The sequence below is a fragment of the Acinetobacter ihumii genome, assembly GCF_900625095.1.
Taxonomy (GTDB): Bacteria; Pseudomonadota; Gammaproteobacteria; order Pseudomonadales; family Moraxellaceae; genus Acinetobacter; species Acinetobacter ihumii.
Genome location: NZ_LR130760.1, coordinates 3,066,312 through 3,080,835, shown reverse-complemented (window position 1 = coordinate 3,080,835; position 14,524 = coordinate 3,066,312). Strand labels below are relative to the sequence as shown.

The 14,524-nt window shown below is 40.4% G+C and carries 12 protein-coding genes; 5 read left to right on the top strand and 7 right to left on the bottom strand.

What is annotated here, in order from left to right:
* Positions 1–14 precede the first annotated feature (14 nt).
* The gene (dnaX, locus tag E0D95_RS14445; protein ID WP_130804728.1) at positions 15–2,258 is read right to left on the bottom strand and encodes a DNA polymerase III subunit gamma/tau; all 2,244 of its coding nucleotides are present in this window, start codon (positions 2,256–2,258) and stop codon (positions 15–17) included.
* 166 nt (positions 2,259–2,424) lie between these two features.
* A complete protein-coding gene (locus tag E0D95_RS14440) occupies positions 2,425–3,927 on the bottom strand; it encodes a SmvA family efflux MFS transporter (protein ID WP_130804727.1) in 1,503 nt (500 codons plus the stop codon).
* A gap of 115 nt (positions 3,928–4,042) precedes the next feature.
* Here E0D95_RS14440 and E0D95_RS14435 point away from each other — a divergent pair, with 115 nt between their 5' ends.
* Entirely contained in the window at positions 4,043–4,636 is a 594-nt protein-coding gene (locus tag E0D95_RS14435; RefSeq protein ID WP_130804726.1) for a TetR family transcriptional regulator, read from the top strand.
* 71 nt (positions 4,637–4,707) lie between these two features.
* Complete coding sequence (locus tag E0D95_RS14430; protein WP_130804725.1) at positions 4,708–5,214, top strand: GNAT family N-acetyltransferase; 507 nt, start codon at positions 4,708–4,710, stop codon at positions 5,212–5,214.
* Here E0D95_RS14430 and E0D95_RS14425 read toward each other — a convergent pair.
* The 3 genes from E0D95_RS14425 to E0D95_RS14415 all read right to left on the bottom strand — a co-directional run bounded on the left by E0D95_RS14425 (position 5,211) and on the right by E0D95_RS14415 (position 8,901).
* The gene (locus tag E0D95_RS14425; RefSeq protein WP_130804724.1) at positions 5,211–6,473 is read right to left on the bottom strand and encodes a serine hydrolase domain-containing protein; all 1,263 of its coding nucleotides are present in this window, start codon (positions 6,471–6,473) and stop codon (positions 5,211–5,213) included. The genes E0D95_RS14430 and E0D95_RS14425 overlap by 4 nt on opposite strands.
* A 66-nt stretch (positions 6,474–6,539) precedes the next feature.
* On the bottom strand, positions 6,540–7,394 hold the full coding sequence (locus tag E0D95_RS14420) for a MaoC family dehydratase (RefSeq protein ID WP_130804723.1): 855 nt from the start codon (positions 7,392–7,394) through the stop codon (positions 6,540–6,542).
* Positions 7,395–7,509: 115 nt separating this feature from the next.
* Positions 7,510–8,901, bottom strand: a complete 1,392-nt coding sequence (locus E0D95_RS14415; RefSeq protein WP_130804721.1) for a 3-oxoacyl-ACP reductase — start codon at positions 8,899–8,901, stop codon at positions 7,510–7,512.
* A 243-nt stretch (positions 8,902–9,144) separates the two neighbouring features.
* On the opposite strand from E0D95_RS14415, the gene E0D95_RS14410 reads away from it, so the two are divergent.
* Positions 9,145–10,698, top strand: a complete 1,554-nt coding sequence (locus E0D95_RS14410; RefSeq protein WP_130804720.1) for an acetyl-CoA C-acetyltransferase — start codon at positions 9,145–9,147, stop codon at positions 10,696–10,698.
* Positions 10,699–10,784: 86 nt separating this feature from the next.
* On the opposite strand, the gene E0D95_RS14405 is transcribed toward E0D95_RS14410, so the two are convergent.
* Together E0D95_RS14405 and aceI are read right to left on the bottom strand one after the other, a co-directional pair.
* Positions 10,785–11,792, bottom strand: coding sequence for an alpha/beta hydrolase (locus E0D95_RS14405; protein ID WP_130804718.1), 1,008 nt, complete (start codon positions 11,790–11,792; stop codon positions 10,785–10,787).
* A gap of 245 nt (positions 11,793–12,037) precedes the next feature.
* On the bottom strand, positions 12,038–12,463 hold the full coding sequence (gene aceI, locus E0D95_RS14400) for a chlorhexidine efflux PACE transporter AceI (protein ID WP_130804716.1): 426 nt from the start codon (positions 12,461–12,463) through the stop codon (positions 12,038–12,040).
* Between the two features lie 88 nt (positions 12,464–12,551).
* Between aceI and E0D95_RS14395 the strand changes: the two genes are divergently transcribed.
* Both E0D95_RS14395 and tal read left to right on the top strand, forming a co-directional pair.
* On the top strand, positions 12,552–13,433 hold the full coding sequence (locus E0D95_RS14395) for an HTH-type transcriptional regulator AceR (protein ID WP_130804714.1): 882 nt from the start codon (positions 12,552–12,554) through the stop codon (positions 13,431–13,433).
* An 84-nt stretch (positions 13,434–13,517) separates the two neighbouring features.
* On the top strand, positions 13,518–14,507 hold the full coding sequence (tal, locus tag E0D95_RS14390) for a transaldolase (protein ID WP_130804712.1): 990 nt from the start codon (positions 13,518–13,520) through the stop codon (positions 14,505–14,507).
* Positions 14,508–14,524 lie beyond the last annotated feature (17 nt).

Sequence of the window (14,524 nt, the reverse complement as noted above, 5' to 3'; positions counted from 1 at the left end):
GCTGAATATTTGATTCATCCTTTCAACTGAATGTTCTGCAATTCCCCATCAAAGGTATTGAGCAAATTTTTGATCACTGGGTCTTCATTCAGTAATTGCTCTGCGCGTTGAAAGGCCTTCTGCTTACGTTCAACTTGCTGATGGTATGGTGTTGTTCCATCAATTTCAGCATATTGCACATCAAACTGGGTATTTGGCCATTGAGATTTAATTTCAGACTCAAGTGCATGTTGAAGTTGCGACAGCATTCTTTCGTATTGTTTCGGAATGGTAAATTTACAAGCCCCATCAATTTGACCCGACATAAGACCATATTGCGCCAGTTCTTGTACCGCAGGCGAAAGTGGACTATTTCTAAACCAGAACTCCCATTTTTCCAGCGTCCATGCACCTTCCAATACTTGTTCTGACAGTTTAAGAATATCTTGTGGCATCAAAACATGATTTTCAGGTTTTAGATCTGCTTGAACAGCGTCAACATGTATTTGTGTTAATGCTACAGTTTCTAATGGTGAAGCTGTTTCAGCTTGATTTAGATCTACAGACTTTTCAGATGTTTTAGGTAATTCTGCTACAAATAAATCAGGTTCTGCTGCATCTAGGCTAATATCCGCCCCCTCACTTCCTTGAGCAGCAACATCCATGTTCGAATGCGATTGATCAAAAGAAGATGCAGGCACAGATTCATCTACAGGAAAAGTTTGGATATCATCAAGCGAAAATGCTGAGGTCGATTCAGGCGTCTCAAAACCAATCAATTGTTCAGAATTGGCATCAAACACGATGACACTTTCTGAATCATTTAACACGGGTTCTGGTGAAGTTTCTAAAGCTTCATGATCGAGTGCCACCAATTGAGCAGGTTCTTCAAAATTATCAAACTCCTCTACAATTTCAGATGATACTTGAGTATCTGAAATTGATGATATCTCAGGATCTGAAAGTAGAACTTCTTGGGCCAATTCTGTTTGCTCAAGGGGTTGAATTGATACGTCTTCGGATTCAGAAACAACCAAAGATTGAGTGGATATCACGCCAGATTTAGCTTCGGATTGCATTGAACGCTCAACAATGTGTTGAGTCGTCGTTCCATGGCTGCTAGCGTGATGTGTAGAGACTTGATCAATCGTGCCTTCATTGAAAGAAGCTTGGTCGGTAATGACTTCATCTCTTGCCAAAGGTCGAAAAGCCAAAAGACGTAACACACACATCTCAAAACCTTGTTCCTGTGTCACGGCAAGCTGTAACTCTTCACGACCTTTACAGGCAATCTGATAATAAAGTTGTAAATCCTGAGCCGAAACAATTTTCGACAATGCCACAATTTTTTGATTAATTTCTTGGCTGTATTTTAAAGCCAATTCAGGCAGATATTGTAGCAACGCCAACTCATGTAAGGTTGAAATCAATTGATCCAAAACCAGTGAAACATCCAGTGCCTGTTGACGAAATTGTAAAAGCAACTGACTGACCTTTGCTTGCTGATTTTGATGAATCGCTAGGATCAAATCATAAATAATGGTGCGGTCAATCAAGCCCAACATTTCTTTGACATCTTGATGATGTACCTCGCCCTGACCATAAGCAATTGCCTGATCGGTCAAAGATAGAGCATCACGCAAAGAACCCTGTGCCGATTCAGCAATTTGCCAAATTGCATCTTGATCTGCATTGATCTGTTCTTTAGTTAAAATAGCAGTCAAATGTTGCGTAATTTCATCGACAGCCAAAGGACGTAAGGTAAATTGCAAACAACGAGAAATCACGGTAATTGGAAGCTTTTGCGGATCAGTGGTGGCAAATAAAAACTTCACATGTTCAGGTGGTTCTTCCAGCGTTTTGAGCAAGGCATTAAATGAATGCGTCGACAACATATGCACTTCGTCAATCAGATAAACCTTAAACCGTCCCTGTGTGGGTGCATAAGGAACATTGTCCAGCAACTCCCGCGTATCTTCTACTTTGGTTCGTGATGCCGCATCAATTTCAATCAAATCAATAAAACGCCCTTCATTCACGGCGCGGCAGGTAGGACAAACTTCACACGGTGTTGAGGTCACTCCTGTTTCACAGTTTAAGCATTTGGCTAAAATACGTGCAATCGTGGTTTTACCGACACCGCGCGTTCCTGTAAACAAGTAGGCATGATGCAAACGACCACGCTCAAGGGCACTGGTGAGTGCTCGTGATACATGGTTTTGCCCGACCAACTCAATAAAGTTACGAGGACGGTATTTTCTTGCCAAAACTTGATACATGAATGCTCCTTGAGAATACACATAGGCATATTTTTAAGCCTATCTGCATATTGCTTGCATAAGCATACTGTTTTTTTGACTGATAGTGAACGCATAAGCTTAATCGCATTACAGGATCGCTTTAAAGTGAATCACTTTTTTAAGCTCCGTCTCTATGCATTTTGACTTACACATTCTGATGTTCAACCTGAGTATTGAGTTTTGGAGGCAAAGCCCACCATACAAATCCTGAAAGAATTAAAAACAAGCCGCCTGCGATCCCCAGAACTTTTGCATGTGAATGGGTAAATGCATCTGCTGCTGCTTGCAACAAGGGCTGTTGCATAGCAGGTTCAAGTTGCTGTGCCATTTGTACAGCTTCCCCAATTGATGAAGTTGCAAACACCGCCATATCTTGAGGTAAACCCATAGGTAACACCATGGACTGCGCATAGAAGAATGACAAGAGTAATCCAAAAATGGCAATCCCCAGACCTGCCCCCAACTCATAGGCCATTCCTTCAATCGCGCCTGCTGCGGTGGCTTTATTTGCAGCGACCGAAGACATAATAGCTGCGGTGGATGACAGTAAAGCAATCTCGACACTAATCCCCATCACCACCATCCAGCTCCACGCCTGAATATGCTGCGTGTCAAAATTGGTCATAGCCATGCCAAAAAAACTTATCGCACACATGAACATGCCAATTGTTGCCACAGGTCTTAATCCATAACGATTCATAAGTAAGCTGGCAAAAGGTCCACCAATACTAATTGCAATCATAAATGGCAAAATGAATAGACCAGCTTGTAAAGGTGTGTAGCCATAGACGAATTGTAGCTCCTGTGACAAGAGTAATTCAAAGCCCACTAAAGCAATCATGGCGACCATTGCCATAATAATACTGGTCGAGATCACAGGATGTTTAAACAAGCTAAAATCAATCATGGGTATTGCACTGTTTAACTGATGACGAACAAAGCCAACCAATAAAGCACATCCGGCCAAAAACATGACCAGCAACCCTGTATTAAAACCATACATGGAAGTTTTTACAGCATAAATCAGCATTAAAATCGCACTGACCAACACCAATGCCTGAAACAGATTCAACGGCTGTTTAGTATGTACTTGCTGTTTGGGCATCAGCCATAGAGTTAAAATAAGCACCAGAATAATGATTGGAATATTAATTAAAAATACAGTTCCCCAAGAAAAATGTTCAAGAATAAAACCGCCTAAAAGTGGGCCAAATGCTGCTCCACCCCCGCCGACAGTTCCCCAGACACCTAATGCATAATTACGTTGTTTTTCATCCAAGAAGGTATTACGCACCCCTGCCAATGTTGCAGGTAAAATCATTGCAGCACCCAGACCTAAAAAGGCTCGGGCAGCAATCAGCATATAAGCTGAATGTGAAAATGCAGCCGCCAAAGATGCTAATCCAAAAATTGTAGCTCCAATAAGCATCAGCCGTTTAAAGCCAATACGATCACCTAATGCGCCCATAGGTAAAATCAGACCTGCCATAATCAATGAATAGATATCAATGACCCAGAGCATTTCATTGCCTGACAAAGATAAATCTGCACTTAAGGTCGGAATCGCGACATGAAGCACAGTCGCATCAATCGATACAGGTAAATAAATTAGCACGATGATCGCTAGAATCACCCATTTACGGTACATAACCCACCCAAATTAAAGTTGGACACTTGTTCAAATTAAGCTCATTATACTCAGACTTGAACAAACGTCCAACTTTGTTTAATATCTTTCTGTAAATTTTGTTTCGTTCAAATCCATGAATTATTTAAATCGTGAACAACGTCGCACCATGATTTTAGAAGCTGCAAAACGCATTGCATTGCTTGAGGGTTTAAATGGACTGACTGTACGACGCATCGCAACCGAAGCTCAGGTCTCTACAGGTCAGGTACACCATCATTTTGAGTCTGCGTCGCATCTTAAGGCAGAAGTATTTATTGAATTGATGGATCAATTGAATGAAGTCGAAGCACAAATTAATACAACTAGTTGTTTAGAACGCTTATTGTTATTGCTTGGATCTGAAAATATCGAACAAACTCAGCCTTATTTACGACTCTGGAATGAAGCTGAGATTTTGATTCAACAGGATATTGAAATGAAAAAAGCCTATAACATCACCATGGAGCGATGGCACGAGGCTTTAGTTAAAGTCTTAGAATTGGGTGTGGTGCAGCAAGCATTTAAAATTGTCCCGCCAAACTCTAGCCAGAATATTGCATGGCGTCTGATTGCTTTTGTCTGTGGTTTAGAAGGTATTTATCAACTAGGCTTAAAAGGCTTAAATGAAAATGCCTTCAAATATCATGTTGAAAGCATGATTAGAATGGAATTAATGAATTCAATTTAACTTTATATTTGAAAATGATTATTATTTATATATGATGATTAAATTCTTTTAATATATATATAAATTTCACTATGCTTGCTACTCATAGACTCAATATAGAAATCTTTAAGTTACAGGATTGTCCTGATATTTATCCATGCATTACGTTAAGTTTGACTCGATTTATGTCTTGGGAGCCAGCAAAATCTTTTGCGGAATTTGAGTCGATTGGTAGAAGCTGGATACATGCTCAAACTCAAGGCACAAATCAACATTTTGTGCTACGAGATAAAAGTTCTCAAAAATTTATTGGCTTAATTGGCATTCACCGTATCCATACCCAAATGCCTGAATTTGGTTTATGGATACGTGAAGATGAGCACGCCAAGGGCTATGCCAAAGAAGCATTGAAGTCGATTTATGATTGGGCAGTTTTAAACTGTGAGGCTGATTATTTTGTTTATCCTGTAGCAGAACAAAATTTTGCCAGCCGAAAACTTGCAGAAGGTTTGGGTGGAAGCATCAGCCATGTCAAACAACAACTCAAATATATTCAGATCACTTATCACATTCCTGCACATACAGATGACTTAAATTAAAACCAACCCTTACGCCCTTTTAAAACCTGATCTGCACAACGTAAAGTTTCCTGAGTCAGTCCCCATAAACGATAGTCACCCGTAATAGAACCGATTTTAAAATTATGGGTATAAGCAAAGCTTAAATTTCGATCTGGATCACACCATGCACCAGAACCATTGTAACCCATGTGTCCAAAGCCATGTTTGGCACGTTTACCCATAGTTAAAACACGATGATAGCCCAAGCGCCAATTCATTGGGATTGGCATGACTTTATCTCTTGCATAGTTTTGAATATGGTTAAGCTGCTGAAAAACTTTAGGCTTAATCAAGGTTTTTCCTTCCCATTGTCCACCATTGGCAAGCATGGCATATATTTTACTTAGGCTATTTGCAGTAAAAGTTCCATTCGCTGCTGGAATAATCGCTTGCAAACCTTCATCACTAAAAAAACTAAAATTTTTCATGCCTTTTGGAATCATGGCATCTTGAAAATCTTGAGGATTTTGTCCAGTCCACGTGACTAATTTATCTGCCAAAGATGGTTTATGTGTCTTTGCTGCTTTCGGCAGGCTCAACGCTCGTGGACTTTGCACTGTTTTTGATTTCTGAATAAGTCTCGCCACACGCGATAACTCAGAACTTGGCGTGCCAAAATAAGCCCCGTCTAATTGCAAGGGTTCAACCAAGTAGACTCGCATTAAATCGGTCAAACTACGTCCGGTTGCTTTTTCCAGCGTACCGCCAACCAACCAGCCAAATGTCAATGCCTGATAAGCATTTGCTTGATTCACTGCAAAGCGTGGCGTCGCCTGTGCAAATACGTCTAACATATGTGACCAGTCTAGCATTTCACGTGCATCATTAATGAGATTGCGAATATCATACAAACCACTTTGATGACTCAAAATATGCCGAAGTGTGATTGCTTTTTTATGGTTTTGGGCAAATTCAGACCAATAATGTGCAATTGGTACATCATATTCAAGCAAGCCTTCACTGACCAAGATATGTGCCAACGTTGCTAATACGCCTTTGCCAGTTGAATAACACACCGAAAGCGTATCTTCAGACCATGATTCGGTCAGTGATTTTTTACCTGTATAAATATCAACAACTTTTTGACCCTGAAAATATACCGCTAAAGCTGCACCACCCTGTTCAGTACGTGCATCCTGCAAGCGACTAAATTGTGTTGCCAAGTCAGTAAAATGCGGATCAACCCAACCTTGATAATTATGTTTATCTGCAAATAAAATTTCCGTTACTGCATTCATTGATCATTCCTTATTTATAATTGTATGTAAAAAGCCCGACGAATCGGGCTTTTCAAGTGTTGTATTTTACAATGCGCTAACAGTACCCGACACATGCGGTTTTTTCGACTTTTCATTACGAATTAAAAAGTCTGTATCTTTGGCATCCTGAGCAGTTAAAAACTCTACTTTAGACGGCAAATACATCGGAAGCTTAAACCAGACATCTGCTGCATACGCTTCTGGAAGTGGCAAGTTTGCCAATGCTTTGGCTTTACTCCACATGCCATGCGCTATGGCTTGCTTAAAACCAAATGCTTTTGCAGTCACTGCATGAATATGAATCAAGTTAAAATCGCCCGATGTCATGGCATAACGACGGCCTGTATTTTCAGCAACGTCCCAAACCTGTTGTAACTGATAATCAGGTGTTTTGGTTTCTTTCGGTTTTTCAACAGACTTTTGTTCAACTTTTTGACGAGCTAAATAGGTGGTCACACCTTCCATCACGACATCATTACCGACTTTTGCAGTGGTAATGAAATCAAACTGAACGCCTTTGTCATGTGGTTTGAGTTCACCGAATTTACAAGACAAACTTAAAGTTTCATTCACTGCAATTTTACGGGTTTGTTTAATTTGATTACGAATATGCACCAAACCTAAAATTGCAAACGGAAATGCCTCAGTCGTCATCATATGCATTTGCAAACTTTGAGACAGCACCGCTAAATAAATTGCAGGAATAAAGCCATCATTTTTAAAACCACAAATTTCATTATAAGCTTGCAAATGTTTTTGATCGACCTGAAATGAATCCACCACATAGTCAACCTGTGGCAAAACTTTAGGACCTTTTGGTTTTTTAAAGACTAAACCTTGAATGACTTTCGGATAAGCCAGATAAGGTTTAGGCAGTTGGCTAAAATGGCGTGTATTCATGATAAACCTGATTCGTTTTTTATTGATTTAAAATTATGAGGATACCCTCTCCTTAAAGCTAAAGAGAGAGTTAATATGACGGTCTTCTAAACAAAACCCAGACTAGGCTTAAGCATTATGCACCTAATAGGCTTTGTCCACAAACACGAACTACGTTACCATTTAGACCCGTCGATGCAGTTGATGCATACCATGCAATCGTTTCGGCAACATCTACAGGTAAACCGCCCTGATTCATGGAGTTCATACGACGACCAGCTTCACGAATCGCAAATGGAATGGCAGCCGTCATTTGCGTTTCAATGAAACCAGGTGCAACCGCATTAATCGTGATGCCATTTTTCAATATTGGCGCGGTAAATTTCACCAGACCAATGACACCCGCTTTAGATGCAGCATAGTTGGTTTGACCCAAGTTACCGGCAATACCACTGATTGAAGAAACGCAAACAATACGACCATTGGCATTTAAACCATTATTTTCAAGCAAATAATCGTTAATACGTTCAGCCGCAGACAAGTTAATGTTAATAACGAGATCCCAAAGCTCAGGCTTCATATTCGCCAAAGTTTTGTCACGAGTAATACCCGCGTTATGTACAATAATATCTAAACCGCCCTGCTTTGCAGCCGCTGCTTTAATTTTCTCTCCTGCATCTGCCGCAGTAATATCTAATCCTAAAGCAGAACCACCAATTTCTGATGCAACACGATCCAGATCAGCTTGTTGTTGTGGCACATCCAGACAAATGACATGCGCGCCATCACGTGCCAATACATGTGCAATCGCTTCACCAATACCACGACTTGCACCCGTCACTAACGCTGTTTTACCTGCCAATGGTTGAGCCCAATCTACTTTCACTACGTCTGCTTTTGATACACGAATCACTTGACCTGAGACATATGCTGAACGTGGAGACAATAAGAAACGTAAAGTCGATTCCAAATTATCCGCAGCGCCTTCATCTACATAGACCACTTGAGCAGTAATGCCTTTTTTAAACTCTTTACCGACTGATTTTACGAAGCCTTCAAGTGCACGTTGTGCAATGGCTTGTTTCACTGTTTTTGCAGATTCAGGGCTTGTACCAACTACAATCACGCGACCAGAACTCTGAATTTGACGCGCAACTGGATTGAAGAATTTATACAGTTCATTTAACTGTTCTGAGTTTTGAATACCAGATGCATCAAACACAACCGCTTTAAACTTAGACTCTTTATCGCCTGAATTAAAAGCGCGTAAGTTTAAGCCAACTTTTGCCGCAGTTTGTTGTAATTCGCTGTTATTACCTGCATAGCTGTCCGCATGAATGTTGCTGAGCACTTGTGCAATAGCACCTGACAATGTACTTGATGGCGCAGCACCAAGTAGTACAGCACCATGAATCACAGGTTCTGCACTTTCAAAACGATCTAAACTGACAGGTGATGGTAAACCTAAATTTTTTACGACAAACTTGCCAAGTGGTGATTGGGTAAATGCCTGGTATTGATCAGTCATCTTTATTATCTCTCATGCAAAAAATGTTTATATATAAACCTAGCTAGATTGGTGCTGTTCATGTGCTTTGTTGCAAAGTTGTGAACAGATAGGTTCATGGATTTGAATAAAATAATACTTGAGTTACTCTTGATATGTCTTGACCTGAATGCACTCTAGAATGTCATTCCAGTCAATTCGGGTCTATTTTAATTATGTTAATGTACATCTCAAGAATATCATAAACACGCTTGGAAAAGCCTTATGAGCAAAACAACTCAAGACCATTCGCAAGAACAGTCAGCAGCAAATAATCCAGCTTCTGACGTTGTGTCAAATACATCAAAGCGTACACCGCGCACTAAAAAAAGTACAACGTCTGCTACAGCTCAAGCCACCCCTGCTACGCCAGCCAAAACACCACGCACGCGTACCACGACGCGTTCGAAGGCTGCGGCAACTACGGCTTCAAAAACTTCGACTGCGAAAGCGTCATCTTCAACCAAAGCTCAACCTTCTGTTCAACAGGATAAAAACATGAGTCAAAATTCTATTCGTCGTGTCGCCATTATTGGTGGTAACCGTATTCCATTTGCACGTTCAAATGGTGCATATTTTAAAGCGTCAAACATGGACATGCTGACTGCTGCACTTAATGGTCTGGTTGAACGCTATAGCTTACAAGGTCAACGTTTGGGTGAAGTGGTTGCAGGTGCAGTGCTTAAACACAGCCGTGACTTTAACATGACACGTGAATGTGTATTGAGTACAGCTCTTGCACCAGAAACACCTGCTTATGATATCCAGCAAGCTTGTGGTACAGGTTTACAGGCAGCTTTTGCTGTCGCAAACAAAATTGCATTGGGTCAAATTGAAGTCGGTATCGCAGGTGGTGTAGATACCACTTCTGATGCCCCGATTGCTTTTGGTGATGGTTTACGTAAAGCGCTACTTGAGCTTAACATCGCAAAAACTGGTAAAGACCGTTTAAAAGCATTAACCAAAATTAATTTAAAAGAATTAATGGACGCTCCGAAAAATGGTGAACCTCGTACAGGTTTAGCCATGGGCGATCATGCTGCGATTACTGCGCTTGAATGGAACATTGGTCGTGAAGAACAAGATGAACTTGCGGCATCTTCACATCAAAAAATGGCAAAAGCCTACGATGAAGGTTTCTTTGATGACTTAATCACACCATTTATGGGTCTTGAGCGCGATAACAATTTACGCCCAGATTCATCGGTTGAGAAACTTTCTAAGCTTAAACCTGTATTTGGTAAAGGCGAAAATGCAACCATGACTGCGGGTAACTCAACCCCGTTGACAGATGGTGCCTCTGTTGTGCTTTTAGCATCTGAAGAATGGGCAAAAGCCAATGGTCACGAAGTATTGGCTTACTTAAGTTTCTCTGAAACTGCTGCGGTTGACTTTGTTGGCAAAAAAGAAGGCTTGTTAATGGCGCCTGCTTATGCGGTTCCGCGTATGCTTGAGCGTGCTGGTCTTAAACTTCAAGATTTTGACTACTATGAAATTCATGAAGCCTTTGCTTCACAAGTGCTTTCTACCCTTAAAGCTTGGGAAGATCCAAAATTCTGTAAAGAGCGTCTAGGTCTGGATGCACCTTTGGGTTCAATTGATCGTTCTAAACTAAACATTCATGGTTCTTCTTTGGCTGCGGGTCATCCATTTGCGGCAACTGGTGGTCGTATTCTTGCAACTGCGGCTAAAATCCTGAATCAAAAAGGTTCAGGTCGTATTTTAGTCTCTATCTGTGCCGCAGGTGGTCAAGGTGTAGTTGCGATTGTAGAAAAGTAATTCTTTAGTCAAGCCCCAAAAAAACAGCACTTAAATAAGTGCTGTTTTTTTACGCGTTAAAAAATCAGGATTGCTCTGATTATTTATTAATGCGAATGCTGTTTTAAAAACTCAATGGACTGCTTAAATACATCATGGCTTGCTTTAAATCTCATATTAAAATTAAAATCATGATTAATCTGTTCCTGATAATCTTTGTTATAGACTTGAGCAGTTACAGGCACACCCAGTTCTTGCAATTTCTTAATAAAAGGTTGGGTCTGAGTTTTGGTCAACACATCTACTTCTGTGGCACTGATATAAACTGGCGGAAATTTAGAATTGAGCCAAGGATAAGCTGACATTAAATCGAGTTGCTGGTCTGTAGGTTGCTGTTGACCACTATATTGTGCGATGACACCTTGTGCCCCCCACGCCACAATTCTCCCTGCCTGAGCACTTGAGTGATATAGTGCTTTAAGATCATATACCCCACTATGCAACACCATACCCTGAACTTGCTTCGCCGAGATCGAAGGATTTAATTTCAGTTGTTGTGCCATTTCTGGTGCATTTAATGCAGCCACATAGCTACTGCTGATATTTGCTCCAGCAGAATCCCCACTTAAGAAAATACGTGTTGGATCAAGAGGCAACTCATTTTGATGCTGCATGACATAATTAATAGCCTGATTTAATTCGAGGACTTGCTCAGGATAAGCTGCTTTGGGAACTAAACTATATTCGACATTAACCACCAAAAAGCCCTGATCTGCAATGAGTTTTGCATAAGGCAACATGCCTCCTTTATTGCCTGCTACCCAGCCACCACCATGCACCAAAAAGACCACAGGTAGTTTTTGGAACTGTAATTTTTCAGGATAAATCAGATCCAGTCTTTGACTGCTTTGATCGCCATAGTTTAGATCTGTTTTTACAATCAGCTTTTGCTGAATCTGCTGATTCGCATACTGTTCAAGATATTTAACATTTTCACGCGTTTGCTGGTTATCCATTAATTTTGCCGTCAATGTGGTCGGCAAACTTTGACAACCTGAGGAGAAAATACCCAGACTCAATACCAGTCCCAATGCAACTTTTTTCAATTTAATCACCTGAAATACAAAATATCATGCACATAATTGCCTGCCTTTCTAAACGCCCTAGCATGTTTAGATGAGCTATAATGGCAATCTTATGCATTTATCTGTTTATTCTAAAATAAAGGTTCAATGCCAGAATTATGAAATTGTGATGCTCTGTTGTGTTCTCTTATATTTTTGAAACCTGAGCATGAAAAGCCAGTTATCGTTTCAATAACTGGCTTTGCTCTTTGAACAACCGCAGAATATACATTTCTCTATTTATATTCTGGTGTATATCCCATTTTATTTTCGATGCTGTCATAACACCATTGGAAAATAAAGGTATAAACCAAAATACACATGGTCAAACCGAAGTCGACAACAATAGCCTGCCATAAAGTCATGTTCATGGCATAGGCAACCATTGGAATCGTGGCAAGCATTAAGCCTCCCTCAAAACCAATCGCATGGAGAATACGCACTTTAACCGTTCTTTTCAGCTGATATTTTCGCTCAAATTTCTCAAAAAAATGGTTAAAAATCATATTCCATACTACAGAAGTAACCGCCATGGCTATACCGAGCGAGCCAGTGACTTCCATTGGAACATCAAAAATAAAACTTAAAGCAATTGCTATGATGACCAATAGAATCACTTCATAGCTCAAAGCATGAACAATTCGTCTTTTGGAAATCAACATTTTAAAACACTCTTTTTGTTTGAAGTGAGTCCATTTTATTTTTATAATCTTGATAAATCCAATCAGGTTCTTTCAATAGTTTTGATAGATGAATATTAATCAAGAACAACTGACCATTTTCAAAACTGTGATGGAAACAGGCTCCTTTTCTGCTGCCGCTAGAAAATTGGGCAAAGTTCCTTCGGCAGTCAGCATGTCCATTGCCAATCTGGAAATTGACCTTAATTTAAGCTTATTTGAACGCAAAGGACGTGAACCTGTTGCAACGCCTGAAGCCCAAATATTATATGAAAAAACATCTGAATTACTCATTGAGATGAATCAATGGAAACAACAAGCCTACGCGCTCAGCTCAGGGCTTGAGTCTACTTTAAATATCGTCATCGCATCAGAATTACTCAATACCAACTGGACAGACTATGTCAGTTTATTGGCAGAACAATTTCCAAGTTTACAAATCAATATTGTTTCCGCACCACAGGAAGATGCACTCGCCATGTTGCTAGATCAACGCGCGCAACTGGCATGGATGTTTGAACGTGAACGTCTGGATTACCGGGAGCAATTTGTCGAGATCAAACAAGAATCTCTGATTCCAGTGGTTGCACGAAGTCATCCTCTTGCCTCTATGCAATATGTCAAATTTGAAGATTTGCTACAGGAACGACAAATTGTGGTTGCCAGTCGTGACAATCGCATTAAGCCCGAACTGTTATTTTCAAAAAATTATTGGCGAACAGACAACCATCATTCTGCATGCATGATGATCACACGCAATCTGGGCTGGGGTGTGCTGCCGCTGGAAATGTTTAAAGAAAACCCAAAACTTGAACAACAATTAAAAGTGCTACATCTTTTGGATTTTTCTCCAAAGTTTGATTATTTTATTGATTTGGTTTGGAGTCGTGAAAGTAAGTTGGGAATGGCAGCCAGATATCTGATTAAACATATTCGACACAACAGAAAGTAATCAATCGACAAGTTTTAACGTCGAATTACAATAGAATATGCTATAACTCATGTATAAATATTTTAAACCAAGATGTTGATGACAATGACACAAACCGCTTTAGACCAATTAAAAAACGTAACCACAGTAGTAGCTGATAGTAGTGACCTTGAAGCAATACGCCAATTTCGCCCTTTAGATGCAACAACCAATCCTTCACTAATTACGGCGGCGGCAAGTCAGCCTGAAAATCGCGAACTGATTGAAGCAGCATATACACAAGCGCGTGAAGAAGGCTACCAAGCGGATGAACTCATTGAACGTACCATTGATATTTTAACGGTTAAATTCGGTGTTGAAATTTTAAAGCTGATTGAAGGACGGGTGTCGACCGAAGTGGATGCCTCATTGTCTTATGACACTGAAGCGACCTTGGCAAAAGCACGTGAGCTTTCGAAGCTCTATCAGGACTATGGCATTGATCAATCCAGAGTATTAATTAAAATTGCCTCAACTTGGGAAGGTATTCAAGCGGCGAAAGTGCTTGAAGCAGAAGGGATTGCTTGCAACCTCACCCTCCTGTTTGGCTTACATCAGGCACAAGCTTGTGCAGATGCTCATGTGACACTGATTTCTCCATTTGTTGGTCGTATTTTGGACTGGTACAAAAAAGCCGAACATGTCGATCACTACCCGGTTGAAAAAGATCCTGGTGTGATTTCAGTGAAAAAAATCTATAACTACTATAAGCAAAATAGCATCAAGACTCAGGTGATGGGGGCAAGCTTCCGTAGCATCGATCAGGTTCTAGGCTTAACTGGCTGTGACTTACTGACGATTTCTCCCTCTTTATTGGCTGAACTGAATCAGGATCAGCGTCAAGTTGAAACGGTTTTAAGTCCAGAATCTGCAATTCAAGCTGAAAAAATCAGTCGAGAAGTACAAACCCGCGAAAGTTTTAAAATCGAACTTGAGCATGACTTAATGGCTTTTCAATTGTTACAAGGCGGTGTCGATGGCTTTATCCGAGCCCGTGATCAACTCAACACTTTGTTACGCCAGTCTTTTGGTATAGATGCAGAAATTCAACCCTAATAGTTGATTATTCACAT

Coding starts and splice junctions, on each gene's coding strand:
- dnaX (WP_130804728.1), bottom strand. CDS start 2,258: ATGTATCAAGTTTTGGCAAGAAAATACCGTCCTCGTAACTTTATTGAG.
- E0D95_RS14440 (WP_130804727.1), bottom strand. CDS start 3,927: ATGTACCGTAAATGGGTGATTCTAGCGATCATCGTGCTAATTTATTTA.
- E0D95_RS14435 (WP_130804726.1), top strand. CDS start 4,043: ATGAATTATTTAAATCGTGAACAACGTCGCACCATGATTTTAGAAGCT.
- E0D95_RS14430 (WP_130804725.1), top strand. CDS start 4,708: ATGCTTGCTACTCATAGACTCAATATAGAAATCTTTAAGTTACAGGAT.
- E0D95_RS14425 (WP_130804724.1), bottom strand. CDS start 6,473: ATGAATGCAGTAACGGAAATTTTATTTGCAGATAAACATAATTATCAA.
- E0D95_RS14420 (WP_130804723.1), bottom strand. CDS start 7,394: ATGAATACACGCCATTTTAGCCAACTGCCTAAACCTTATCTGGCTTAT.
- E0D95_RS14415 (WP_130804721.1), bottom strand. CDS start 8,901: ATGACTGATCAATACCAGGCATTTACCCAATCACCACTTGGCAAGTTT.
- E0D95_RS14410 (WP_130804720.1), top strand. CDS start 9,145: ATGAGCAAAACAACTCAAGACCATTCGCAAGAACAGTCAGCAGCAAAT.
- aceI (WP_130804716.1), bottom strand. CDS start 12,463: ATGTTGATTTCCAAAAGACGAATTGTTCATGCTTTGAGCTATGAAGTG.
- E0D95_RS14395 (WP_130804714.1), top strand. CDS start 12,552: ATGAATATTAATCAAGAACAACTGACCATTTTCAAAACTGTGATGGAA.
- tal (WP_130804712.1), top strand. CDS start 13,518: ATGACACAAACCGCTTTAGACCAATTAAAAAACGTAACCACAGTAGTA.